This is a genomic window from Gammaproteobacteria bacterium (assembly GCA_041395725.1).
In the GTDB taxonomy this organism is placed as follows: domain Bacteria; phylum Pseudomonadota; class Gammaproteobacteria; order Pseudomonadales; family Pseudohongiellaceae; genus NORP240.
The window spans coordinates 4847367-4871317 of the sequence record JAWKZW010000001.1 but is presented as its reverse complement, the minus strand read 5'-3'; the positions used below and the strand labels follow the sequence as shown (position 1 = coordinate 4871317).

General features: G+C 53.8%; 27 protein-coding genes and 1 other RNA gene. 16 read left to right on the top strand and 12 right to left on the bottom strand.

The window, feature by feature from the left end; genetic code table 11:
• Positions 1-235: 235 nt before the first annotated feature.
• The 3 genes from R3F50_21490 to R3F50_21480 form a co-directional block, all read right to left on the bottom strand.
• Entirely contained in the window at positions 236-1834 is a 1599-nt protein-coding gene (locus R3F50_21490) for an IS66 family transposase (GenBank protein MEZ5492859.1), read from the bottom strand.
• Positions 1835-1891: 57 nt separating this feature from the next.
• Positions 1892-2227: an IS66 family insertion sequence element accessory protein TnpB gene (gene tnpB, locus R3F50_21485; protein ID MEZ5492858.1), complete on the bottom strand. Its 336-nt coding sequence runs from the start codon at positions 2225-2227 to the stop codon at positions 1892-1894.
• Positions 2228-2314: 87 nt separating this feature from the next.
• Entirely contained in the window at positions 2315-2575 is a 261-nt protein-coding gene (locus tag R3F50_21480; GenBank protein ID MEZ5492857.1) for a transposase, read from the bottom strand.
• Between the two features lie 260 nt (positions 2576-2835).
• Between R3F50_21480 and R3F50_21475 the strand changes: the two genes are divergently transcribed.
• Positions 2836-3162, top strand: coding sequence for a hypothetical protein (locus R3F50_21475; GenBank protein ID MEZ5492856.1), 327 nt, complete (start codon positions 2836-2838; stop codon positions 3160-3162).
• Positions 3163-3172: 10 nt separating this feature from the next.
• Here the strand turns inward: R3F50_21475 and R3F50_21470 are convergent, their stop codons facing one another.
• From R3F50_21470 to ssrA, 6 genes are all read right to left on the bottom strand, one after another.
• Complete coding sequence (locus tag R3F50_21470; protein MEZ5492855.1) at positions 3173-4657, bottom strand: PBSX family phage terminase large subunit; 1485 nt, start codon at positions 4655-4657, stop codon at positions 3173-3175.
• On the bottom strand, positions 4635-5114 hold the full coding sequence (locus R3F50_21465) for a terminase small subunit (GenBank protein ID MEZ5492854.1): 480 nt from the start codon (positions 5112-5114) through the stop codon (positions 4635-4637). Before R3F50_21465 ends, R3F50_21470 begins: the two co-directional genes overlap by 23 nt.
• Positions 5115-5390: 276 nt before the next feature.
• Entirely contained in the window at positions 5391-7856 is a 2466-nt protein-coding gene (locus R3F50_21460) for a PriCT-2 domain-containing protein (protein ID MEZ5492853.1), read from the bottom strand.
• Complete coding sequence (locus R3F50_21455) at positions 7853-8062, bottom strand: AlpA family phage regulatory protein (GenBank protein MEZ5492852.1); 210 nt, start codon at positions 8060-8062, stop codon at positions 7853-7855. Before R3F50_21455 ends, R3F50_21460 begins: the two co-directional genes overlap by 4 nt.
• 177 nt (positions 8063-8239) lie before the next feature.
• On the bottom strand, positions 8240-9445 hold the full coding sequence (locus tag R3F50_21450; GenBank protein MEZ5492851.1) for an integrase domain-containing protein: 1206 nt from the start codon (positions 9443-9445) through the stop codon (positions 8240-8242).
• Between the two features lie 159 nt (positions 9446-9604).
• Positions 9605-9964: a transfer-messenger RNA gene (ssrA, locus tag R3F50_21445) on the bottom strand.
• A gap of 453 nt (positions 9965-10417) precedes the next feature.
• Between ssrA and R3F50_21440 the strand changes: the two genes are divergently transcribed.
• Positions 10418-10756: a type II toxin-antitoxin system RelE/ParE family toxin gene (locus tag R3F50_21440; protein ID MEZ5492850.1), complete on the top strand. Its 339-nt coding sequence runs from the start codon at positions 10418-10420 to the stop codon at positions 10754-10756.
• Positions 10734-11021, top strand: a complete 288-nt coding sequence (locus R3F50_21435; protein ID MEZ5492849.1) for a helix-turn-helix domain-containing protein — start codon at positions 10734-10736, stop codon at positions 11019-11021. Before R3F50_21440 ends, R3F50_21435 begins: the two co-directional genes overlap by 23 nt.
• A gap of 23 nt (positions 11022-11044) precedes the next feature.
• Here the strand turns inward: R3F50_21435 and R3F50_21430 are convergent, their stop codons facing one another.
• Positions 11045-11863 carry an alpha/beta hydrolase gene (locus R3F50_21430; GenBank protein MEZ5492848.1) on the bottom strand — a complete coding sequence of 273 codons (819 nt, stop codon included), beginning with the start codon at positions 11861-11863 and terminating at the stop codon, positions 11045-11047.
• Between the two features lie 224 nt (positions 11864-12087).
• Here R3F50_21430 and R3F50_21425 point away from each other — a divergent pair, with 224 nt between their 5' ends.
• The gene (locus tag R3F50_21425; GenBank protein ID MEZ5492847.1) at positions 12088-13224 is read left to right on the top strand and encodes an alpha/beta hydrolase; all 1137 of its coding nucleotides are present in this window, start codon (positions 12088-12090) and stop codon (positions 13222-13224) included.
• Between the two features lie 300 nt (positions 13225-13524).
• Here the strand turns inward: R3F50_21425 and R3F50_21420 are convergent, their stop codons facing one another.
• Complete coding sequence (locus R3F50_21420) at positions 13525-13737, bottom strand: hypothetical protein (protein MEZ5492846.1); 213 nt, start codon at positions 13735-13737, stop codon at positions 13525-13527.
• A gap of 13 nt (positions 13738-13750) precedes the next feature.
• On the opposite strand from R3F50_21420, the gene R3F50_21415 reads away from it, so the two are divergent.
• Positions 13751-14542, top strand: coding sequence for a hypothetical protein (locus R3F50_21415; protein MEZ5492845.1), 792 nt, complete (start codon positions 13751-13753; stop codon positions 14540-14542).
• Complete coding sequence (locus R3F50_21410) at positions 14535-15869, top strand: hypothetical protein (protein ID MEZ5492844.1); 1335 nt, start codon at positions 14535-14537, stop codon at positions 15867-15869. Before R3F50_21415 ends, R3F50_21410 begins: the two co-directional genes overlap by 8 nt.
• A gap of 13 nt (positions 15870-15882) precedes the next feature.
• On the opposite strand, the gene smpB is transcribed toward R3F50_21410, so the two are convergent.
• Positions 15883-16359 carry an SsrA-binding protein SmpB gene (gene smpB / locus R3F50_21405; protein ID MEZ5492843.1) on the bottom strand — a complete coding sequence of 159 codons (477 nt, stop codon included), beginning with the start codon at positions 16357-16359 and terminating at the stop codon, positions 15883-15885.
• A 360-nt stretch (positions 16360-16719) separates the two neighbouring features.
• Between smpB and R3F50_21400 the strand changes: the two genes are divergently transcribed.
• The 10 genes from R3F50_21400 to R3F50_21355 all read left to right on the top strand — a co-directional run bounded on the left by R3F50_21400 (position 16720) and on the right by R3F50_21355 (position 23690).
• Positions 16720-17016 (top strand): autorepressor SdpR family transcription factor, encoded by a 297-nt coding sequence (locus tag R3F50_21400; protein ID MEZ5492842.1) that lies wholly within the window; start codon positions 16720-16722, stop codon positions 17014-17016.
• Positions 17017-17119: 103 nt separating this feature from the next.
• Positions 17120-17266, top strand: coding sequence for a hypothetical protein (locus tag R3F50_21395; protein ID MEZ5492841.1), 147 nt, complete (start codon positions 17120-17122; stop codon positions 17264-17266).
• The gene (locus tag R3F50_21390; GenBank protein ID MEZ5492840.1) at positions 17263-17925 is read left to right on the top strand and encodes an SdpI family protein; all 663 of its coding nucleotides are present in this window, start codon (positions 17263-17265) and stop codon (positions 17923-17925) included. Before R3F50_21395 ends, R3F50_21390 begins: the two co-directional genes overlap by 4 nt.
• Before the next feature lie 104 nt (positions 17926-18029).
• On the top strand, positions 18030-19454 hold the full coding sequence (locus R3F50_21385) for a sodium-dependent transporter (protein ID MEZ5492839.1): 1425 nt from the start codon (positions 18030-18032) through the stop codon (positions 19452-19454).
• Positions 19455-19746: 292 nt separating this feature from the next.
• Positions 19747-20181, top strand: coding sequence for a type II toxin-antitoxin system RatA family toxin (locus R3F50_21380; GenBank protein MEZ5492838.1), 435 nt, complete (start codon positions 19747-19749; stop codon positions 20179-20181).
• 489 nt (positions 20182-20670) lie between these two features.
• Positions 20671-20973 carry an RnfH family protein gene (locus tag R3F50_21375; GenBank protein ID MEZ5492837.1) on the top strand — a complete coding sequence of 101 codons (303 nt, stop codon included), beginning with the start codon at positions 20671-20673 and terminating at the stop codon, positions 20971-20973.
• The gene (locus R3F50_21370) at positions 20970-21641 is read left to right on the top strand and encodes a glutathione S-transferase family protein (GenBank protein MEZ5492836.1); all 672 of its coding nucleotides are present in this window, start codon (positions 20970-20972) and stop codon (positions 21639-21641) included. The genes R3F50_21375 and R3F50_21370 overlap by 4 nt, the downstream gene beginning before the upstream one ends.
• 365 nt (positions 21642-22006) lie before the next feature.
• Positions 22007-22255: a cory-CC-star protein gene (locus R3F50_21365; protein ID MEZ5492835.1), complete on the top strand. Its 249-nt coding sequence runs from the start codon at positions 22007-22009 to the stop codon at positions 22253-22255.
• Positions 22246-23226 carry an ArsA family ATPase gene (locus R3F50_21360; protein ID MEZ5492834.1) on the top strand — a complete coding sequence of 327 codons (981 nt, stop codon included), beginning with the start codon at positions 22246-22248 and terminating at the stop codon, positions 23224-23226. Before R3F50_21365 ends, R3F50_21360 begins: the two co-directional genes overlap by 10 nt.
• 167 nt (positions 23227-23393) lie before the next feature.
• A complete protein-coding gene (locus R3F50_21355) occupies positions 23394-23690 on the top strand; it encodes a hypothetical protein (GenBank protein MEZ5492833.1) in 297 nt (98 codons plus the stop codon).
• Positions 23691-23951 lie beyond the last annotated feature (261 nt).

Here is a 23951-nt window from a genome sequence, read left to right as displayed (position 1 = left end):
TGAACTAAATGGTACTAACTGGCGAAAATCGTAACACTTATGGTTTTAGTATTATGCGAACGTTGGATTGATGGCAGAAGTGCCTGGATCACGAGTTCAACTGATCAAAAGGGAGTCTTATAGAATTTCTAAGTTACTGATAAATAATAAAGATATTTATTTCCCAATTCCATAATGTGGTCTTTACTGTTGCATTTAGGTTAAAGATCAGTAAGCGTCCAGCCAACCCACCTTGCTATTCCGGTATCCAGTTATGTGGCAACAGGTCATTAATGCGACTTGCCTTCTGAGTCGGTAGCCTGGCCAGCACATCTCTGAGATAAGCATAGGGGTCAAGCCCATTCATACGAGCTGACTGTATCAGACTCATCACAGCAGCGGCACGCTGACCACTGCGCAACGATCCAGCGAATAGCCAGTTGGAGCGACCCAAGGCCCACGGGCGTATCTGATTCTCGACCCAGTTGTTGTCGATAGGCACCGCGCCATCTTCCAGATACCGGGTCAAGGCACGCCAGCGTTTCAGGCTGTAATCGATAGCTCTGGCTGTAGCTGATCCGTCCGGTACCTTTTGCCGTTGCGTAAGCAGCCAGGCGTGGAAGTTCTCCAGCAGTGGGCCGGCCCGTTGTTGTCGCAACTGACAGCGCTGATCATTATCCAACTCTCTGGCCTGACGCTCGATCTCGTACAACTGACCGATAGTATTCAAGGCACTGGCCGCCAGGGTGCTCTTGTTGGCAGCGTGCAGCTCAAAGAACTTGCGCCGGGCATGGGCCAGACAGCCGATCTCGATGACGCCCCGGCCGAAGCCCGCCTTGTAACCACTGTAATCGTCACACACCAGTTTGCCTTGCCATTCGCCCAGGAAGGTGCGGGCATGTTCCCCGGCACGGCTGGGCGCAAAGTCATAGACCACTGCTCGGGTCTGGGCATTGTGCGTTGTGCAGTAGGCCCAGATATAGGCGCGGTGGGTTTTCTTCTTGCCCGGCGACAGCATTGGCACCGGCGTCTCGTCGGCATGAACCACCGGCTGGCTCAGGATAGTCTCGCGCAAGGCATCCGCCAGTGGCTGCAACGCCACGCCGCAGCGGCCCACCCATTCGGCCAGTGTGGAACGGGGAATGCCCAGACCGGCACGCTCGAAGATTCGTTCCTGGCGGTACAGCGGCAAGTGGTCGGCGTACTTGGCCACGAGCACCTGGGCCAGCAGACCAGTGGTGGGCAGCCCTTTGTCGATAACATGAGGCGGCACCGGAGCCTGTACCAGCGTTTCGCAGTCTTTACACACCCATTTGCCACGGACATGCCGTTCAACGGTAAATTCCCCGGGGGTATAGTCCAGCTTCTCACTGACATCCTCGCCAATCCGCTGGAGCTGACAGCCACACTGACACCGGGTGTTGTCCGGTTCGTGCTCGATCAGCCGGCGTGGTAGCTCCGGTGGCAGGGCTACACGCTTGGGTTGCTGTTTTGGCTTGGTCTGTGAGAGCGGGTCAGCCTGCGCCGCCTCCAACTCCGCCTCGATGCCGCCCACGTCGGCGTCAACGATGTCTTCCAGGAGAGTGCGTTGCAGAACGTTCAGTTGTTCACTGTGTTTGCCAAAGCGATGGCGTTTGAGTAACGCCATTTCGTGGGTCAGTTTTGCATTGAGCGTTTCAAGAAAGCGGTTGCGATGCTCAAGGCGAGTAGCATGATCCGCTTGCTGTTGCAGGATCTCTTCCCGCTGTTTCAGTGTTCTCAGCGACGATTCCTGCTCGGCGAGGCGCGAGAACAACGAGGCAGTCAGGGCTCGTAGTTGCTCGGCATTAAGCTGGCTTACGTCGGGATGTGACATGGACCAAGTATGCCACCGATGGGAGGTCAGTGCGACACAAACGGGGCCCGGCATTCACTACAAAGCACGAATGACGCCAGCCTCACCCAGACGCTGCCAGGGTAGTCCCTGAACGAGCGCCTGAAGTTGCTCCTCATCCACAACCAGGTGCTTGCCGCGCCAGGGTTCGGCCCAGTGAAACTTGCCCCGGTTCAGACGTCGGGCACAGAGCCAGACACCAAGGCCGTCATGCACCAACACCTTCATACGATTGGCGCGTTTGTTGGCAAAGGCATAAGCGCAATGGGGCCTGGCACTGCCGAACACCTGGACTACCCGGGCCAGTGCCTTATCCGGCCCGGCACGCATGTCCAGCGGTTCGGTGGCCAGCCAGATCTGGTCAATGCGGATCACTGCAGCAGGTCACGCAGCAGCGCCAGACAACGATCCGACTGAGAGACTGGCCAACTCACCTTGATCGATTGTTGCCGGAAGGGAATCTCAAGGCGGACACACTCGTCCACTCCGCCACCTAAACTGGATGACCGGTAGTGCTACAAAAGCTGGCGTAGTTACCGGCAACGAATTCGCCTTGGCCTGACGAATCCACTTATGGACCAGGTTGGCATTAAGGTCGTGTTCCCTGGCAATTCTCGCAACAGACGCACCGGGTTCTTTGCAAGCTGCTACGATCCTGTGTTTGAAATCCGGGGCAAACCTTCGACGCTTAACAGGTGGGGCGAATACGCTTAACTCGTTCATGATAGTGTCCACTTAAAAATAGGTGGACACTATCGATAGATCAGGCAGAACTAGCAAGATGGGTTTGCCGGACGGTTACAAAGATCAAGCTCTTCAGTAAGTTTTAGCGTTTGCGAGATTAATGAAATAATTTGGCACCGCAAAATCACCCGACTTTAGTTTCTAACCGGTTCTCACTTTCATGCTTAGTGTGTAGTGTTATCACTAATTACGTGGGATATTAGGCCTCCATCAAGAAACTGCTCAGAGGGAGTGTTCAAATGCCATTAGGAGATTTCAGATCAATTTATCTGCCATACTGCTTAGAACGACAGGAAAATGGATCGTATGCAGTTCTAAACCGAGAATATAAACCTGTCGGGTTTAACACTAACGAGCATATAAGCTACGAGGACTATCCAGTTACTACCAACTTCAAAAAGCTTGGCCCAATGACAGCAAAAAGACTTTCATATGATCAGTCCGAGTCACTCGATAAAGTTTATCTGTATAACGACGGATGTCTTCCTACTTCCTCAAAAGAATCTATGGAAGCTTATCTGGAGAAGATAGCTGTTCTGGCCAAGCTTGAAGTAGACGATGCATGACCTTGGTAAATTATCGTCTTGAGCTGTAGTAAGAGGCTCTACGAGGCAAAGTCAGAACCTGTGGTGGCGTCCAGGTTTGCTTCTGAACAGTCCCACTGTACTGGCTCATCATTATTGAATCAAACATATTGGGCGATTCGATCTTCAGTTTCTTCATGTCTTGCTTATTCATAATTTGAATCAGGCCGTGGGGATTCGGTTTTTCAGGTATTCTGCATACTTCAGATCTAAGCCTATCCATCTCGGGAATCCCTTTCGATGCCAGGCTGATCATTTCAGCGGGATCTATATACTGGCCTTTCACCACGGCTAGGTAGGTTTTGTAGAATTTGTCCCGCAGCAACCAGGAATACTGTGCTCTATTGTTCTTAAACGTCTCTGCGTAGGTCTTAGGTCTGGAGTCGCTTTCATTATCAACGGGCAAATAAACGCGATCAGCGTTAGTCTGCCGATTACCAGATAATGATCCTCTAAACATATGGAATTGGGTCTTCGTTCCTGAAAATGCGTTGGCAACTTGTCGCTTCAATCCAGCGCCCATTCCGTCACCATCCCAGACAAACCAATCAGCGTTGTCATTACGAGCATTACCAGTTGCCCAATCACAACCTTCATCGATCTCGCCGGCGTCTAGTGATTCTGCGCGTAAAATTACCGATCCATGTCGTAAGCAGTAACCCTTTGCATCACTGCCTAGGTCCGATGGATCATGGGCTGCCACTTTAGCTCCGTATGGTTTAAACATGGCAGAGAAGCGTGGATCGAGGTGCGCATCTACTGCTGCATCAAACCACTCAGTTTTAATGATTGAATTGTCTACTTCATCGTTAAAGTGGCCCTCCCAGATCCAATTGTATTTCGCTCTAGAGAGGTTTTCGTAGTCCCATAATCTGAGTGTTTCGCTTTCTTCATTCCACCAGGGGTTCTGTCGCCAGTTCATCTTGACGATAAGGTGAAGCTCATCCTCGTAGAATCCATCCCTATCCAGTTGTTTCTTATAGGGAACTATAAAACGTTGACTGAATGGATCGGCAGATGATTGTGGGTTGGCAGAGAACCAACACTCGGCGCCTGGATTTCTAATAATGGTAGGCAGCAATTTGTCCAAGGATTCCTGGCTCGCTCTATGTGCTTCCTCGAACCAGGAATATTTATATCCTTGTGCCGACTGGATAGAGTCAGGATTTCGGGCCGCACCCCTGTAAGTGGTTTTGGCTCCGGTTGGTGCAATGACGGTATTTTCCTGGATACGAAATCCTTCGATTTTTAACCGCTTAAGAATGGAGTCCTTGAAAACTCTGTGGACAGAGTCCGATAAAGAGTCTTGGTATTCTCGCAGGCAATAGATATCTGCAGCCTCAGTGCACATTTTCATGGTGAAGATATCTCCGAAACCAATACTTTTGCCTGAATTCCTACCTCCGATTGCAACCTTGATCGGTTTGCTCTTGGTTAAGAAAGGCTCAAGCCTGCTATTTATCTTTAGATTTGGCATCTATGAACTCCACTGTGAACTGGTGGTCGACTTGGATAGGATCCCCGTTAGGCCCAGACACGATCTTCTTGGCTTGGAAAGCTTGGATGTCGATGTGATTGCCTATCAACTGCAGCGCTCTGGCAGCGGCAGCCGCATTGAATGCATAGACGGGACGGCCATCCTCCTTAATGTGATTCCCCCTACTATCAGTAACCGGACGTACTTCTTGCATGCATCTCTCATGCAACTTTATTGCTTGTTTCAAGACATAGTCAGCCTTTATACCAGTGCGTTCCGACCGTTCTGTAAGCGCTTCTTGGATGGCTTCGGCAACGACAGGTTTTGATAGGTTCTCAGTGCCTATTTGTTTAGCTGTTTTTGAACTATAGCCAGCACGGATTGCAGCTTGCGTTGCGTTCAGGTCGACTAGATATTCGTCGACGAACGCTTTTTGTTTATCTGTTAACTTGGACATAATCATCAACCATTCATATTAGGTCATACTTACCACTTGCCGAACACGCGCATCAAAAAAAAGCATCTATTTAGCTAGGGGATCTAGGGGCAAGGTAGAAAACTAGAGCTCTATATACTCATTCATATATAATTTTTATTACGCTATCTAGTAGTCACCTAAAATCCTATATTCCCTAAATCGGACGTCATGAAACCTTGTTGGACCGTAATGGAGCTAGGGGATACGCTAGGTTTTTAAGTACTAGAACCTATTTCCAATAGTTCGATTAATCATCTAGTTGGTTGCGCGATCGTTTACTTCGTTAGCCTTACAAACCATGTAGCTCAGAGAAACGTTTGTGCTCCCGGCTCGATCGAGTCTCCTCAGAACGAGCCCATCTACCATTCGGTCCACGAACCTATTCAACTGTTTTCCCAGGCGAATTCTATTAATGCCGTCTGTTCCTGGAGCTATTTCAGAAATAAGTGTACGTAGCCGCCCTTGCTCTCCTGTCGCGACTGGAGGTATTTGTGAAAGATCTGAAACCTGGAAAGAAACGCTATTGGGGTAAACAACTGACAAAAGGCTAAGTAAGTCGTTCAGCAGTGCCTTGTCTGGGTCTACATTTCGTAGCCGGTCCTGTGAATCAATGGGGTTTTTATATCCGAGCCAAAGCAAGCAAGACGCAATTCTCCTATACCATTCTTCGAAACTTCCCAGAGCTGCAGAATTGACTTGGGGAGAGCCTGCTAGTTGATACGCTCTAAAAATTGTGAATAGCGCCGAAATCAATTCGGCTCTGTTATTTATCACATAGGTTTCGAGGCCGGTAATCTTAAAATTTCTCAATTCTGGTCTTTCAACGTTTGGGCTTAACCTTAATGTCAGCGATCGCCTAGTCATGTCACCTTTCATCACTAAGTTGTTTCCGGTTGCTGCCAGCGTAACTTTTGTTGGTAAACTGATGGTTTCACTACTACCCAGAATTCTGTCTGACCAGATTTCGGAGGTTAGAAGTACATTCATGGATTCGCCTCCCACTGGAGTTGTCCAGTTGTCGAGAACAACAGAAGAGTCGCCCCGGCTCAACATCGCTGTAATGCGCTTTCTCGTCTCTTCCTCCGCAGCGGAACCTTTCACTGGAGGCATTATGGATGGTCTTCTCCCGCGTACGACCAGATTTGCACAATTCACCAATAGGTCTTTACCGCTACCTGGAGTGCTTGCATCAATAGCGAACATTGGTGCAGTAGGTAGTTCGGCTCGGATGACCATTGTCATCATGTATGAAAGAAGTACAGACTTGTCTTGATCATGATCTACGAAAGGGAACTCGCTAAACACCTCCAGTAAACGCTCGCTTGCAGCCTTTACTTCATCGCTCGAAGGTGAATTCGGTACCGTTAAACCGGGTACCGAACCTGTGAGATACAGTCCAGTATCTGGATCATAACCATTAGCATTCACAAGTTGGCCGTTTGGCTTCAAAACGGGAACATCACCTAAACCGGCTAGCTGAGGAATTCGCTTCCATTTATTTGGTGATTCCAGTAAGCCTGCCACTGTTATTTCACAGGGGTTTGTTGATTTAGAAGAAGTTCCTCTTAACCAGGTTGCTACCTCGCTAAGTAATACTCTCAGGCCTGCCGATTTTAGCTGCCTTATGGTAGCTATCCCGGAACTTTCAGTACCCCCGGCGGAGATGACTTCGACTAAACGTTGTGCTCGTTGAAAGACTGTTGGTGGTGCCATTTCGGCAAGCGAGTCAGCTGCCTTTTGTACTCGCTTATCTAGCGGGGTATCGGTGATATGAATTATCTTCGTAGTAGGTAGGGGTGTCGAAAGGGAGGCGTTGAAAACCTCTGGACCGCGGGCCAACCTACTTTTTGGATTCACCCAGCCATTGCGCTGAGCTTTAGCAAATATTGATTTATAGTTAGTCCTATCCGATGACAAGCTATTCCAGGTTATCAGACAATCGTTCATGTCTACATAGTTTTGGCATTCCGCTGATCGATCGTGCCAGATGGAAAATGCTGCGTCGCCAAGACTTTTTAGTGCTGAACCAGTTTCGATCCATAAAGCCCGCTCGCCTAGGTCTAAATGCTTAATTGCGCTTTGAAGTTCTTCCGCGAGCTCATCTGTCAGCTGCTCGCAGGGTTGTATGAAATTGGATTTCTCCTCCCCAGGGACTGAGATTGCACTTTTGTCCAGGGGTGGATTTTCGTTTGATTCCACGAGGCGGACCATGAACGGGATTCTAACCACGCCTTTAGTTTTATTTGCCTTTTGATGGTAAAACCCGGCTAATCGAAGAACACGGGCTCTATCCTTAGCGTTGGGGTCGCTATTAAAAGCTTCGACCATGTATTGCTGATAAGGCTCAAATTCTTCTGGTGCCAAGCCATCTACTAATACATAGTGATGATACTTACCGAGGGAGGTAACCACTGTAAAGTGCGAGAAGTCTGGCTTTATCCCATCTCCGTCGTCGTCAACCCAAAGAGCTCTTATTCGCTTAATATTTTCTGATTTGCGCCCCTTCCCGTCAGTCTCGTTTACAGTAATAAAAATTCCTGCGCCAGCCAAATTGAGGGCGCTAAGTTGATCCCAGTGCTCATCTAGGGAACCATGCAATTCCTTCGTCAAAGATCGATCTCGCCGATCTGAGTCATCGTCAAATGTTAGGAACGTGAAAGTAGTTGCTTTGTTGTCTAGAAGTGATAGGTGACGCTGTGCTTCGCTTTTATTTGGAGTCATCGCCGCGTCACCTCTTGTTGAATTGTTTTTTTGATCCACGCGTCGACTGAGTCAGATGACCAGCCTACAAGTCGTGCACCGAGAGGGAATGATTTAGGGAAGCTTGGATCGTATTGTTTATGATTGGGATTTTGCAGGTTATAAATAGTAGATCTGCTTAATCCAGTTCGTTCTTTTACCTCAGGGAGGCGGAGAATCGTTACCATTGCTATGTACTCCTGTGTAGTTGTATAGCAATGGTAACTGATGATTTACCAGCTGGACTTTAGCACTTTTTAAATTGGGTAATTATTTTAATTGCGGCCTTCTGGCTAATTGATGTTGTAAGATACCGCAGGGGGAGTCCAGAGGAATATAGTCCACGGAACTATATTCCGCTTTGTTTAGCTTAGTTCTGATTGTGCCTTATGGATGCGCATAGACCACCATTCCATCATTTCTCTTCTTTGCTCTAAGAAGTCCGAACGTTGATATGCTGCCCTAACTTGGTTTTTATCGACGTGGGCAAGCGCTATTTCGATGAGCTCGGGGTCGAATCTCTGCTCGTTGAGAGTTGTACTGGCGAGAGACCGAAAACCATGTGCGACCAATTTTCCCTTAAAGCCCATGCGCTTCAGTGCCATATTGGTATTTTGACTGTTGGTCGGCTTTCTAGGATTTCGATCTGCGGGAAATACATACTCCCTATGACCACTGAAGGGTTTGATTTCCTCAAGGATTTTCAGCGTTTCATCTGTCAAGGGCACTCTATGTTCCCTGCGGCGTTTCATTCGTTCCGCTGGAATCGTCCAAATTTTCTTCTCGAAATCAATCTCATCCCACCTGGCACCCGCAGCCTCTGCTGGTCTTGTCATTGTGTGAAGCTGCCACTCAATAAGAGCGCGAGTAACGATCCGAATATTTGCGGTCTTTATTGCCTTCATTAAAGCAGGCAGCTCATCTGGAGTAATAGAAGCGAGATGTTTTCGCTCAGGGGAGGGAAAAAGGTTTTTAAGAGATCTAATCCGGTTTGTTTCGATTATCTCCAACAATAGAGCGTGTTCCATTATCTGATTGAGAACTTGAAGCAGGCGCTTGATAGTTTCGAGCTTACCTTGTTTGACTAGCGGTTGAAGCGTCTCGCGGAATTCTTTTACACGGATCTCGCCGATCGGGCGATTACCCAGGTATGGGAAAATGTGAAGTTCCAATGCGCGTTCTAAATCCACAGCATAATCTGGAGTTACCTTCGGCTTCTTGGTTTCCAACCAGTCGAGCGCGATATGCTTCAGTGTATTGAGAATTGCCTCGAGCTTTTCCTGGGCGGCTCTTTCTCTATGTTGTTTCGGGTCGACTCCGGCAGCCAGTAACTCCCGAAATTCGGTACGAGTTCTGCTGGCTTGTGAAAGAGAAACTTCGGGATATTTCCCGAGGCTGATATTTGTTCGTCTTTTCGTATAAGGGTTTGAGTATTGAAACAACCAAGTTTTTGAGCCGCTAGGCATGACGCGAAGGTAGAGTCCGTTGCCGTGTGCAAGGTTGTACTCCTTGTCCTTCGGCTTAGCATTTTCGACCTGCGTATTGGTCAATCTTTTGATCGATTTGGGCATGTTTTTTGGCTGAGAGTTGAACTAATTTGTTGCATCCCATGTTGCAAAAACCGAAAAATGTAGCAAAATGGCGATGGACACCATTAAACCAAAAAATGGAAAAAATGTAAATAAATCAGAGAGATGGTGGACGTCGTTGGACGTCGCTAGATAGGGTGTTGGTGGAGGCGGGGGGAGTTGAACCCCCGTCCGTCAGTCCGCTGCCTTTGGCTCTACATGTTTAGCGTCGTCTATTGAGTTAACCCGTGTCCGCCCGACGGGCAGGGTGACTTGGGCGAGCCTGGTACTTTTTAGCGGTTTGGTCCCAGACGAACCTCCCTCGCGATCCTGTTCTATATGACGATTGCGATCACTGGTTTACAGGCATCCCGGTGGCAATCGCTAGCGGCCTTTTAGGCTGCTAGAGCGTAGTTGTCGTCGTTGGCAACTATAAAGTTGTAGTAATTGATTTACGAGACTTACTACCCTCTCGACATGCACCTCAGGGTTTGGCACCGGCGTCGAATCCGAATCGCCCCCAAAACCTGCGTAAGAACCCGGTTCTTTCCGTTGAGCCCTTACCGGTGAAAACTGAATCCCGTCAGCGTTGGGATTCTTTTCACCACCTTACAAGACCGGTATGCCGGTCTGTTTCGTTCGCAGCCCTGGCGGCGCTCCCCGTCAGATCTGCGTGCGCAGTGTATCAGTTGCCTGCGCCGTTGTATCTATATTGGCCCTCGGTGAGACTTTTTCAAGTTGGTTCGGGTGCTGGCTTAGTGGTCGCCGGCGGACGCTAAGAGTGGTAATAGCACCGGCAAAGCAGGAGATTATCTATGTGGGATTGCAGGTTGGGGGCTTAAGCCATTAATTCACCCTCGTTCCTGTGATCCATCCTTGAATGGTCAAATCCTGGCGATTCAGTGGCTGGCTGACTACTTTTATCTCTGGAGCACTAATTGTTGGCATATACGGCATTGCCGTACTTCCAGAGCTATGTTATTTATAGAAACACGGACGTTCAGCAAGTTATTGCCGGCCTATCTTTCGGACGAAGACTTGTTGCTTTTGCAGGAATACTTGTTGCAGCAGCCAGATGCCGGGAGCCTTATCAGAGGCAGCGGTGGGTTACGCAAGATTCAATGGGCCGGTGATCTTAAGAACAGGCACAAAGGTAAAAGTGGCGGTGTGCGAATTATTTACTTTTGGAAAAAGACTGCTGATGAAATCTGGTTATTGACGGTATATTCGAAGTCGGAACGTGCCAACATATCGACAAAGGATTTGAAGGAAATAAGCAGGAATTTAAAAGATGACGAATCGCAATCTTGGTAAGGAAATTCGTCAGGGGCTGGACGAAATCAGGCGCTTCAAAGCCGGTGAGATCAGTCTGCGAACTGAGACTCTCTCGGAGCCCTGTGCTCCTCAGATAATCCGGGAGCGGCTGGCGCTTTCCCAGGATCAGTTTGCCGGGCTCCTGGGAGTCAGCGTGCGGACTCTGCAGGATTGGGAGCAGGGGCGCAGGCGCCCTCAGGGGCCGGCCCTGGCGCTGCTGCGGATTGCTGAGCAGCACCCGGCCGTGTTTCTGGATTTGTGGTAGCGAATCACTGTTTCGACATCTATTTATTTCAAATGCCGCTGAAACCACCCCAGCAATGAGATAGCAGCAATCTCCGCCGCCTGGCCGGTGAACAATCCGTGTGGCGCTCCCTGCATGACCAGAAACTCGGAGGTCACGTCGGCTTTCTGCAGGGCGGAAAACAGGCGTTCGCTGTGGCGGATGGGCACCAGTTCGTCGGCGTTGCCGTGGATCAGCAATATCGGTGGGTCGTCGCTGCTGACGTAGTCGATGGGGGAGAGGGTGGCTTCCTGGGCCGGGTCGAAGTCCAGTGCGCCGAAACTGGAGTTGGGGCCGGCCATGCCGCGCAGGTCGGTGGGCGGCATGTAGGCCACCACGGCGGCGGGGCGGAAGGCATCCGGCTCACCGCTGGCGGTGTGGTCGTTCAGACCCAGCAGCAGTGACAGGTGGCCGCCGGCGCTGATGCCGGAGACGCCGATGCGCGCCGGGTCGACGCCGTAGTCACTGGCGTGGGCGCCGATGTACTGGAAGGCCTGCGACACGTCGCTCCAGGCGTCCGGCACCTTGTAGCGGGGGCCGCTGCCGTGGCGCACGGCGAACACCGTAAAGCCCTCGTTGACCAGCGGCATGAACATGCTTTCGTAGGCCTGCTGCATGCCCAGGCTGGACATCCAGCCGCCGCTGATCAGGTAGGCGACGCCGGCGCCGTTGGAGAAGCCGTTGGGCTGGTAGACATCCATCACCAGACCCATGCCGTCCTTGTGGCCGTAGATAACGTCGCGGGCGGTCTCGGCCCGGGCGGTCAGCGTGAGGCAGGCAAAAACCAGGGCGGTGACCAGGGTGGTGGATCGGATCTGGGTCATCAGTGTTTCCTCGCTGCGTTGCCGGGCCAGCCCGGTGGTTTGACTGCCTGTTATTGCAGTCTGTCCTGGCATAAACTGCTGGCCTGGCTATCAGGTTTAAAAGAACAAGTTTAAAAGAACAAGTTTAAAAGAAAGTGCTGTGACGTTTAAATGAATCAGAAACCATACAGGAAAGTAAATTTTGTAACAGCCTGGAAGCGCCAGGCAGAGCCTGGAGATCGCCCATGAACAGACTGTCCGCCCTGATAGTGACCCTGCTGATGGCGCTGCTGCCGATACAATCGCCTGCCCAGGATGAGTCTGCGGTGTTCTACTCTCCCCTGGCGGAAGACTGGTACCGTGCCGGCAGCTACTTCGAATGGACGTCCACGGTGTCCGGCAACAATGGCGCCGCGCTCAATATCTTCTACCGCACCTTCGGTGATCCCGCCAACCCGCGCCTGTTGCTGGTGCACGGCTTTCCCAATTCCAGCTTCGACTATCACCGGCTGATTCCGCTGCTGGAGGACGACTACCACATTGCGGTGCTGGATTTTCCCGGTTCGGGATTTTCCGACAAGCCCCAGGACGGCTTTTCCTACCTGCTGGCCGACAATGCCCGGCTGCTGGATACCTTCGTGCGAGAGATCCTGGTGTGGGATGACTTTGCCCTGTACACCCATGATCGCGGTGTCAGCATCGGGCTGGCGTTTCTGGGTAACTACCTGGATACACCGGACCCCGGCTACTCCATCAATTACCACTTTCTTTCCAACAGCGGCATGTTCCTGCCCCTGGCTAATCTGTCACCCTTTCAGCTGGCGCTGCTGGATGCCGAGGCGGGCCCACGGCTGATCGCCCAGCGGCGGCTGCGACCAAGGCTGACCGAGGGGGATCCTGAGGCGGTGGCCTATAGCGATATCTTTGCCTTCAACGACGGCGACGGCGCGCTGCTGTATGTGGGGCGCTATCTGCTGGAACGGGCCGTCAACGAGCGGCGCTGGCTGGACAACCTGCCGCGCAGCCCCATACCGGTGGCCTACCTGTGGGGGCTGCAGGACACGGTGAACCCGGTGCGCATCTCCCAGTACGTGTGGACCACCTATTTGAATGAGCGGTCTGCGCCCAGCTCCTACTGGCTGCTGCCACTGGCGGCCCATTACCCGCAGCGGGAAAGTCCGCGAGCGGTGTCGAACGTCATTCGTCTGGCGCTGCAGGGGCAGTTGCCCGATCGGGCATCGGAGGCCGAGTTCATGGCTGAGTACGCCCGCAGTCGCCAGCCTGAAGACGCGGTCTATGTCGGCCATTCGACCATCCGCGAGCTGGACTTCCCCAGTTCCATCGAGTACTCGCCGGACGGCTACCGGGTTCTGGAACCGTAGCGGCGAACCTGTTCGGGTAACATTCCGGGAGTAGTGTGCCAATTGTTCGGTACCTGCCAGTAGGTAGCAGGTAGCTTTCAGTGCAGGTTGCGATCACGTGGCTGTCAGATAGATACCAGGCAGCTATGAGGCAACTATGAGGTAACGATCAGGCAGATAGCAGGCAGCTTTCTGTGCAGGTTGCTATCAGTTAGAAATCAGGCAGCTTTCCGTGCAGTTTGCGAGCAGGCAAATGCCAGGCGGCTTTCTGTGCAGGTTGTGATCACTCAGATATCAGGTAACTTTGTGAGCAGGTTGCCATCAGGCAGGTACCGTATAGTTATATGGGTAACAGTCAGGGTAGCTGACTATCAGCCAGCTGTCTGGAAACGATAAGGCCGTTATCAGCTTCCGGTTTATAGTTATGCCATTGCGGTGCCGGCCGATCATCTGCCCGCTCGGCAGTTCCCGGGCGCCGATAGCCGGGTCAACCGGCTTTCCTTTCGCGCGTTTATTCGCTGTAATGGGCGTCATGATTTTTTCTCGCTTGATTAGAAGGGTTCCGGGACGGTTGCTGGCGACTGTCATGGCGGTGTTGTGCTGCCCTGGCGGTCCACTGCGTGCCGCAGAGTCTGCCGGGCAGCAGGGAGCGCCGGCGGCCGTGGCGCCCGAACTGGCAGGCGAGGCCGGGGTTGTGGAGCAGGTGGTAGCGCCGCCGGTTGCCGCGCCGGCGCCGTCTCGGCCTTTCTTCGGCGGGTCCTGGGAGAAGGATTTTGGTCGCAGCGATCGCTGGGAGGATGAGCTGTCGCGCCAGCTGGATCAGCTGCGCCGCGACGCGGAGCGGGGCTATCAGCTGGAGACCCGCCGGGTTCCGGCGTCGTCGCTGAGCGGCAGCCGCCGCGCCCGCAGTGGCGCCAATATAATCGAGCTGGCCCAGCTTGCCGGTTTTATCAATCGTCAGACCACCCTGCGGATCCAGCAGTCGACAGTGGAAGTACGGGTCGAGCGCAAAGGGGACGCGGACCTGGTGTGCAGTACCCTGGAGAACGTCACCTATTCCTGGGAGGACATTACCGGGGAGGAGGTCTGCGGTTGGGAAGGCAGACAATTGGTTTACAGCATCAGTCTGCCGGAGGGGGTACAAATTCTGCATCGCTTCAGTCTGTCTGACGACGGCCAGTGGCTTAATATGGCCACCACCACCTCGTCTGCCTCGGCGACTTTCACCCAGATCCAGTTCTTCTATCGCTACGATTCTCCCAGTGAAAACTACACCTGTATTCAGACCATCAGCCGCGGCAATACCTGCAGCCTGCGGGATTCGGTGCAGTATGATTAAGTTTGACAGAGATGGGTGGGGCAGCGGATTGCTGACAGAATTCTCTGCGACGATAGCAAGAGCGACTGCAGTAAAAGCCACAATAGTAGATGCCACTAGAGTAAACGCCACCGGAGCAAAGGCCACCACAGAGAAGTCCACCACAGCAAGGGCCACTGCAGTAAAAAGAGTGACTAAAGCCGCGCGTGTGACCCTGGCGTTGTTGCTGCTACCGGGCCTGATAGCCTGTGGCAGCACCACCCAGCCGGGGCGCGCCCAGGCGCCGGTGCAGAACCTGGTGGGGCAGGTGGATCTGCTGCGTTCCGAACAGGACCCTGCCGGGCCGGCGCTGCTTGATATCGGCGTACAGGTGTTTGCGGCCGCCCCGGTAGACCCGGATACCGCTCAGATAGCTCCCTGGCTGGTGGAAGAGATTCGCGCCAAGGAAACCCATTACCTGCCCTATGTGCTGCGCAATGCCCTGGCCGCCTCCAACCAGTGGGGCGCGGTGCGGGTGCTGCCCGCCCAGGACCCGTCGGTGGACCTGCAGATTGCCGGTACCGTGGTGCATTCGGACGGGCTCAATCTGACGTTGCAGGTGCGAGCCTGGGACAGCGCCGGGCGGGTCTGGCTCGATACGCTCTACAGCGATGAAACTGAAAACCGCGACTATGTGGGCAACCAGTCTTACTACGGTGAGGAGCCGGTCGAGGCGGTGGATCCTTTTGTGGATATCTATGCCCGTATCGCGAACGACCTGCTGGCGGTGCGCGACAGTCTCGATACGGAACAACTGGTCAATATCGGCCGCGTCTCACAGATGGTCTATGCCAGCGATCTGTCTCCGGAGACTTTTGACCGTACCCTGGTGACCGACGGGGCAGGCCGACGCCAGGTTGTCAGCCTGATGGCGGATGACGACCCGATGCTGCGTCGGGTGGGCGAGATGCGACTGCGCCATCATCTGTTTATCGATACCGTGGATGACTACTACCGGTCACTCTATGACGAGATGCAGCCGCTCTATGACCTGTGGCGCAGCTATTCCCGCGAGCAGATTCTGGAAACCCGGGAGCGGGCGCCGGGCTCCCGTGAGCTCGGTGGCGGCTCCGGTATTCAGGCGCTGACCCAGAGCTATAACCGCTACAAGTGGGCGCGTATTTACGAGCAGGAATTCACCGGCCTGGCCCAGGGCTTCAATAACGAGATCGCCCCCGCGATACTCGATCTCAACCGCCGTGTGCACGGCCTCAGTGGTTCACTGGAGGAGCAGTATTCTCAGTGGCGGGAGATACTGCGTCAGCTGTTCGAGCTGGAGACCGGGCAGGAGTTATCCCGGTCGCAATGAGTGCAGAAGCTACCTAGCGGTTATGCTGGCGCACAATCCGCTGCTTGTCGATATTCCACTCGCGGTCTTTCTCCGTGGCTCGCTTGTCGTGAGACTGCTTGCCCTTGGCCAGCGCAATCTGGGCTTTGACCAGGTGGTCCTTCCAGTACAGCTTGGTGCACACACAGGTATGGCCCTTGGCCTCGGTGGCGGAGAACAGCCGTGAGAGTTCATTCTTATGCAGCAGCAGCTTGCGGGTGCGATCGGGCTCGCAGATGCTGTGGGTGCTGGCGGTGTCCAGTGGCGTAATACGGCAGCCCAGCAGCCAGGCCTCGCCACCTTTCATCAATACGTAGCTGTCCACCAGCTGCACTTTCTTCAGGCGCAGTGCTTTCACTTCCCAGCCTTGCAGGGCGATGCCGGCTTCGAAGGTGTCCTCGATAAAATAATCGTGGCGCGCCTTCTTGTTGACGACGATGGTGTTGTCAGAGATTTTGGGTTTCTTGGCCATGGGCGCGGATTATAGCGGAAAAAACCAGCCAGGCAGGAAAAAGCAGCAAAGAACCTGGATTCCTGGTGCCTGGATTGAGAAAAAACCCGGGCGCTGGCGAGGTGTGGTGCTCCGGCAGCGAAAAAACACCGCACCGAGCGAAGGAGGCCGCCCGCCAGGCCGGGCTTCCGAGGCCGGGAGGGAGGCCCGGAGCGTTGCGCGTTTTTGCATGAGCTCCTACCCGAACCATTGCTGTGCCCGGGCTGCTTGCCGCCGACCCTTGAGCTTGTTGTTGAGGGTCTAATTTTCACTAGCTCTGTAAAAAGGGGTTGACGGTATTTAGATATTTAGATAGTTTTCTAAATATCTAAGGAGTAACCCATGCGATCCATTCAGAAAGTTCTGGAAGCGATATCCGATCCAACCCGGCGCAAGGTGCTGGATCTGTTGAAGAAAAAGGAAATGAGCGCCGGTGAACTGGGTGCCCATTTCGATATTTCGGGGCCTTCCATGTCGCATCATCTGAACAAACTGAAGGCCGCGGACCTGGTGCAGACCACCAGGCGGGGGCAGAGCATCGTGTATTCCATCAACACCAGTGTGTTCGAAGATGCGGCGCAGTTTGTGGTGGATTTTTTTCAGGACCACAAACAGGGCAACAAGGAACAGGACCAATGACAGGGGCAATGACAGGACCAATGACAGGACCAATGACAGGACCAATACAAGTGCCGAAATCTAAGTCGCGGGTCCTGTCCGCTGCCGAGGCAGGACTGCGGCCATGAGCCTGTCGCTGCCAGGACTGATCTATCTGCGGGTGCTGACCCACAGCACCTTTTCAAGCCAGTCGGGCCGTGTCGGCGTGTCGGATGCTTTTGAACAGTTCTTTACTCACACTTTTTCTGGTCAGAACCAGGGGGAACTATGAATTTCTTACAACGCAGTCTGCCAGGTCTCTTTACCCTGGTGGCCATGATGGTTTTCAGTGCTGTGGTCTTTGACAGCCTGCCGGAGCAGGTGCCCAGCAGTTACAGCTTCAGCGGCGAGGTGACTGATACCCAGTCCCGCGGGCTGATAGTCAGCCTGGCGCCGGCGCTTTATCTGTTCATTCTCGCGCTGGTGTATGGCCTGCTGCGTATCTCGCCCGAGAAATTCTCCATGCCCAACAGCAAGCGTGCCGTGGACGTCATCCTGTTCGGTGTCGGGGTCATGGTGTTCTTTATCCATGTTGCCATCATCGAGGGGGCAGGTGACATGCAGCGCTACCTGTTCTTCTTCTCCTACGGTATGGCTGCCTTCCTGGTGATCACCGGTAATGTGTTTGGCAAGACCGAGCGGAATTTCTTCATCGGCATCCGCCTGCCGTGGACTATCGCCTCCGCCGCCAACTGGAAGGTGACCCACCGCCTGGCCGGCAAACTGATGGTGGCGTTCGGCCTGGTCCTGGCTGTCATCAATACCTTCTATGTAAATCTGTGGCTGATGCTGGCGTTGTGTATCGGGCCACTGCTGCTGCCGGTGCTTTATTCTCCCTGGTACTACTTCAAGCATGAGAAAACCGCTGAGGGAGAAAACGAAGACATTTGATGCCGGGAAAACATAGCCAATAAATCCGCCCCTATTTGTTGTAGAATCAGCCCGGCTGATGCCGATAAAGACTAATTAACGAGCTGAATAACAAGGGGTTTTGCATGGTCGAAGATCGCGGGCAGTTTAGTTCCAGGCTGGGGTTTGTGCTGGCGGCCGCGGGCTCGGCGGTGGGCCTTGGCAACCTGGTGGCGTTTCCGGTGATGGCCTCCAAGAACGGTGGTGCCGCCTTTCTGTTTGTTTACATCGCCTTTGTGGCGCTGATTTGCTACCCGGTGATGCTGTCTGAAATCGCCATGGGCCGAAATTCCCAGCGTAACCCGGTGGGCGCCTTTACCTCGATCACCGGCGGTGGCGGTATCTGGCGCTGGGCCGGCAAGCTGGCGATTCTTACCCCTTTTATGATCGCGGTGTTCTACACGGTAATCACCGTGTGGATTGTCATGTACCTGATCTATGCCATGACCGGCAACCTGGACTACCTGAGTGAGCCCACCACCTTTGGCGAGGTGACCACGTCCACAGCCTTGTTCATCTACCTGCCGCTGCTGCTGGGGGTGATTTTCTACATTCTGATGGGCGGCGTGCGACGGGGCATCGAGCGGCTGGCCCGCATACTCATGCCAGCCCTGGCGATCATGCTGATTCTGCTGGTGCTGTTTGTCCTGACCCTGGACAACGCCAGTGCCGGGATCGCCTATTACCTGGTGCCGGATTTTTCCAAGATCAATGGTTCGGTTATAAACGGGGCGTTAAGTCAGGCATTTTTCTCCCTGTCTCTGGGTATGGGGATTCTGATCACTTATGGGTCTTATTTCAGTCGGGACGACAACATTCCCCAGTCCACCCGGATGGTGGCTGTTGCCGACACGGCCATTGCGTTCTTCGCCGGTATGTTGATCCTGCCTGCCATTTTCGCGTTTGATCCGAATACCAATCCCGATGATCTATCCACCAGCAGTGTGGGGTTGATTTTCAGTTTTCTGCCGCAGATTTTCCTGTCCATGCAGGAGGCGGTGGGTTATGTGGGTGCCAGTGCCGTGGCTTCTCTGTTCTTCATGCTGGTGTTTTTCGCGGCCCTGACCTCACTGGTTTCCATTATCGAAATTCCCATCGCCTACATGGTGGATGAATGGGAAATGACCCGTAAGCGCGCGGTCTTTACCATGGCCGGTCTGCTCGCGACGTTCGCTGTGCCGGCCACTCTGTCGCTGGGCCTGGTGGATTTTCTGACCAGTTTCACCAGCTATGGCGGGGTGACCAAGTCTTTCTTTGACGTGATCTCCGATGTGTTCTACGAAACGATTCTGCCGTTCGTGGGGCTGCTGGTGTGCCTGTTCTGTGCATACCGCTGGAAGATGGGCGGGCTGTCCGAGGAACTGGCAATTGGTGATGAACGTTACAAGGGCTCGCGACTGGAGCAATACCTGAACTTCTCCCTGGGCACAGTGATTCCCCTGATTCTGTTGCTGGTGTTTATCAATACGGTGGCGAGTAAATATTTTGCAATCAGTCTGTTTGGTGTCTAGATTTATAAAGTGAGACAGAAAGTATTCGGGCTATGCCGGTAATGTTGTCTGGTAAGCCCTGGTACTTGATCAGAGGCTCCTTAAATTGATGACTGGCTTTCACAGAGATAAGCGAAAAGATGCCGAAACTGTCGCGGCTTAAAGTTGCTGCTTGCTGGTCAGGCAAGGCCGGGTAGGGTGACCCCGCGAATCTGTCGGCCGCCTTACCTATGTTGAAATAGTCGCATTTTACCCCAATTTAGAGAGTCTTGAGACTCGACGAGATTACACGCTTTCCTTGCCAGGCGGAGCCATGACCCGTATCGACCGCAGTGCCTTAGTCAATTTTTCGGCCGACCAGATGTTCAGGCTGGTTAATGATATCGAAAGTTATCCCCAGTTCATGCAGGGCTGTTCCGCTGCGCGGATCATTTCCGCTGACGAAGATGAGCTGGTGGGAGAGCTGACCCTGTCAAAAGCGGGAATCAAACAGACTCTCATCACCAGAAACCTGCTGGTTCCCGGCCGCAGGATGAGTATGGAACTGATTGAAGGCGCCTTCCGCTCTTTCAGTGCGACCTGGTACTTTAATCCGCTGACCGAAGAGGCCTGCAAGGTCAGCCTGGAGATGGAGTTCGAGTTTGCGGGCGGGCTGATGGATTTCGCGATGGAGAAGCTTTTCAGCAGCTCGGCTAATTCGCTGGTGGATGCTATTGTTCGGCGCGCTGAACTGGTCTATAAGGCTTAACCGGCTGTTGAAAAACTATTGCGTTTGCCAGGACTTCGTTAAATACTGGCTCAAAATGCTCTTTTATCCCTGGTAAACCGCGCTTTTCCGTCAGCCTTTGCCTTGTCCTGGCTGCGCTCATACCGTTTTTTAACAGCCTGTTAATTAAAGATCGGGATCGGGATCGGGCAAGAGTCAGAGCCGAGTCCTGATCTGAAACCGGATCCAGATCCGGGACTGGAGCAGCGGATAAATAAAGGTAAAGGTAAAGGTAAAGGTAAAGACCGAGACCAAGGCAAGGCCCAAAACTAAGACAAAGACAAAGACAAAACAAAAAAATCGGCCCCTGGACTGCATGTATGTTGCCAAGCAGGGCTGGAACAGGACAAGGCACAAAGCCTGGTGCGAGTGCAGGAAGAAAAACGGGGCGGGAGCAGAATGGCAGATACCCAGAAACAGCAGAGCGCCCAAGGGCCGTCAGGCCAGGCCGGGCTGGAGAGCAGCGCTACCATTGCTGTGGAGGTGGCTTATGCCACGCCAGAAAAGCAGTTGATTATTCCGCTTGAAGTTCCCGTCGGTACCACGGCGCTGGATGCGGTCAGGCTCTCGGGCATTGCCAGGAAGTTTCCGGCCATCGATCTGGACAACGATCCCATGGGGATTTTTTCCAACCCACTCAACGGCAAGGACTGGCCACTCCCTGCTGATTACTCACTCCAGCCCAGTGACCGGGTGGAAATCTATCGTCCACTGCAGATTGATCCCAAACAGGCCCGCCTGGCGCGCGCCAATAAAAAGCGTGGCACCCCATGAAGCTCGTCATTGGTAACAAGAATTATTCTTCCTGGTCATTACGGGCCTGGTTGTTCCTCACCTGGCACGGGGTGGAATTCGAAGAGGAGCGAGTGCCGTTGTTCGAGCCTGGCTACAAGGAAAAGCTGCTGGCTTATTCCGGGGCAGGACAGGTGCCAGTGCTGCTCGACGACGAGGTGCAGGTCTGGGATTCTCTGGCAATCTGTGAGTATGTGTCGGAGCAGTATCTGTCGGGTCGAGGCTGGCCGGACAATGTGGCGCAGCGGGCCGAGGCGCGCTCGGTGAGTGCAGAGATGCATGCCGGATTTTCCGCCATCCGCAATCAGCTGCCGATGAATGCCAGGGCTCTGCATCGCCAGGTTGAAAGGAATGCTGCGCTTACGGCTGAGATAGACAGGATCGACCAGCTGTGGGGCGACCTCAGGAGCCGGCATCATAACAGCGGGCCCTGGCTGTTTGGCGCATTTTCCATTGCCGACTGCTTCTATGCGCCGATGGCTTTTCGTTTCAATACCTACGGTGTGCAGCTCTCCGGCAAGGCGGGGGAATACCTGCAATCCCTTCTCGAGGCCCCTGCGATGCAGCAATGGCTGAAAGCGGCGCAGAGCGAGAAGGAAGTCATCGCGATGGCAGAGGCAGGGATTGCGGCCAATGACGGTGGCCAGTAAGCGGTGGCCGATCAAGGCGCCGGAGCCGGCCTGACGAATGCCCGCTGGCCACAGAACCCTGGAGCTCTCTGCTTACAAAGCACCCAGGATTGATTCAAGGGACGGCACCTACTAGACTTGCCGGGTAACCCAACCACACGAGTGCAGCGCGCGTGAAAAAAACCACAGGCAGTGACAAGGGCAGAGATAAAGGCTGGAATGAAGGCGGTCTTGGCAATGGGCAGTCTGTGGATCAGGCCGATGAGCGGACCGGTGAGCCGATAAACCAGCAGGCCGGTGAGCAGAGAAGCGAGCAGGCCTCGGTGCATAAGAAAGTGGAGAGCAAAACGCAGGCCGCTCAGCCCGCCAGGGAACAGCAGAAAGGCCTGTTCCAGCGCCTGAACGACAATCTTTACGAGTTCTATGTCGCACCTTACCGGCGCACTTTCGCCCGCGCCCAGCGTGACGAAGAGGATCTCTTCATGCTGCTGGTCTTTGCCGAGAGTCTGGGTGTGCCCAACCCGGCCGCTTACTACACGATGGAATTGCTGCCGGTGGTCTACGAGCGTTTTCACGAGTGGCACAAGCGCATGGGTATCGAGAAATCACCATTGGACCACGTACATTGCTGCTAGAGTTAGCCCGCGGGCGCAAGATTCTGTTTTTTGGTGGCAAGGGTGGCGTGGGCAAGACCACGGTCTCCGCAGCCACGGCTCTGGCCATGGCCAATGAAGGCAAAAAGGTACTGCTGGTCTCCACCGATCCCGCCCATAATCTGGGGCATCTGTTCGATCGCCCCATCGGCTCCCGGCCGGTAAAGCTGAGTCCGGGGCTGGATGGCCTGGAACTGGACCCGGAGGAAACTGTCAATCAGCACCTGGAAGAGGTCAGCTCGGCTCTGTACCGGCTGATGCCCATGGAGCTGCGCGGCGAGGTGGACAAGCACCTGGAGCTGTCCAGGGATGCCCCGGGGATGCAGGAAGCCGCGATCCTGGAAAAAATTGCCGAAGTAGTGGAGCAGGGCTTAAAAGAATACGATCTCATCGTGTTTGACACGGCACCTTCCGGGCACACCGCGCGCTTGATGGCGCTGCCGGAGTTGATGTCGGCGTGGACCGAGGGGTTGATCAAGCGCCGGGAAAAAGCCGATAAATTCGCCTCGATAGTAGCGGATCTGGGGCGCGAGTCAGATCAGGATCTGGGCGGTAAATATTTCAATGAAGCCCCGGAGGCTCAGAAAGAAAGTCGCATCCGGCAGATTCTGCTGCGGCGGCGAAAGCGCTTCACCAACCTGCGGGATGCGCTGACCGATCGGGAAAAAACCACCTTCATCATTGTGCTGGCCGCGGAACGTCTGCCGGTATTGGAAACCATCGAACTGGCCGCCAAGTTGAAGCGTACCGGTGTGGCGGTAGGGGGGCTGGTGGTCAATAAACGCATGCCGGCCGGGGTCAGTGAATTCATGGATGAGCGGAAGGCTCAGGAGGAGAAGCACCTCAAGGTGCTGCGCGAAGCGCTGCCGGATATTCCCCGCCAGGACCTGTTGCTGGTGGCACAGGACGTGGTCGGACGGGAGGCGCTGGAAATATTTGCCACCCGTCTGTAATCGGGCGCAGCCGTGTATCCTCTGGCAACGGCAGGCAGATTGACGATAATCTCCCGCTTCGGTGCGGCGGATTGACGGCGGGAGCGGCCACAGAGAAGTTCCATTTTTTGGGGAATGTTGGCATACTCGGCGCTTAATTTGCTCCGTGGGCATAAAATCAACTGATCATGCTGACTACAGGTCTATTAACTTCCCGCCGAAATCGATCATGGCTGCTTGTAGCCGCGCTGGTCTTTCTGCTGGTGCAGACCATCACCCTGCAGCATACCCATGAGGGCGATTTAAGCCTGCACCCGGATTGCCAGATCTGTCTCAAGCTGGGAACCCAGAACGATGTCGCTGTCGCTGACTCCGTCCTTCTGACTGTCACGGTCGCGCGTTACTGGCTTCAGTTTGAACTTCCTCAGCGGGTATTCGGAGTTCTTCCGTCGCCCAGGTCCCGTGCCCCACCTTCCCTATCCTGATCTGGCGGGCAATCAGCCCAAGCGCCAGCAATGATTGGCGCTGTGAGCGTTTTGTCAGCAGGTGCGGTTGTGCAACCCGGTTTCGAAGCAATTGATCCGGGTTTGTAGTCAACTCCAGCAGTAACTCCAGAAGCAGTCACTTACGTACTGAATTTCGGCTTGGTCCGATGGGCAATCGCTTTCCGGTTATTGGCTTCAGCGTTGCATCCGGAAAGCCGCGATAGATCTGAACGTTTTTCACGGACAATGTCGGCTGCAGGT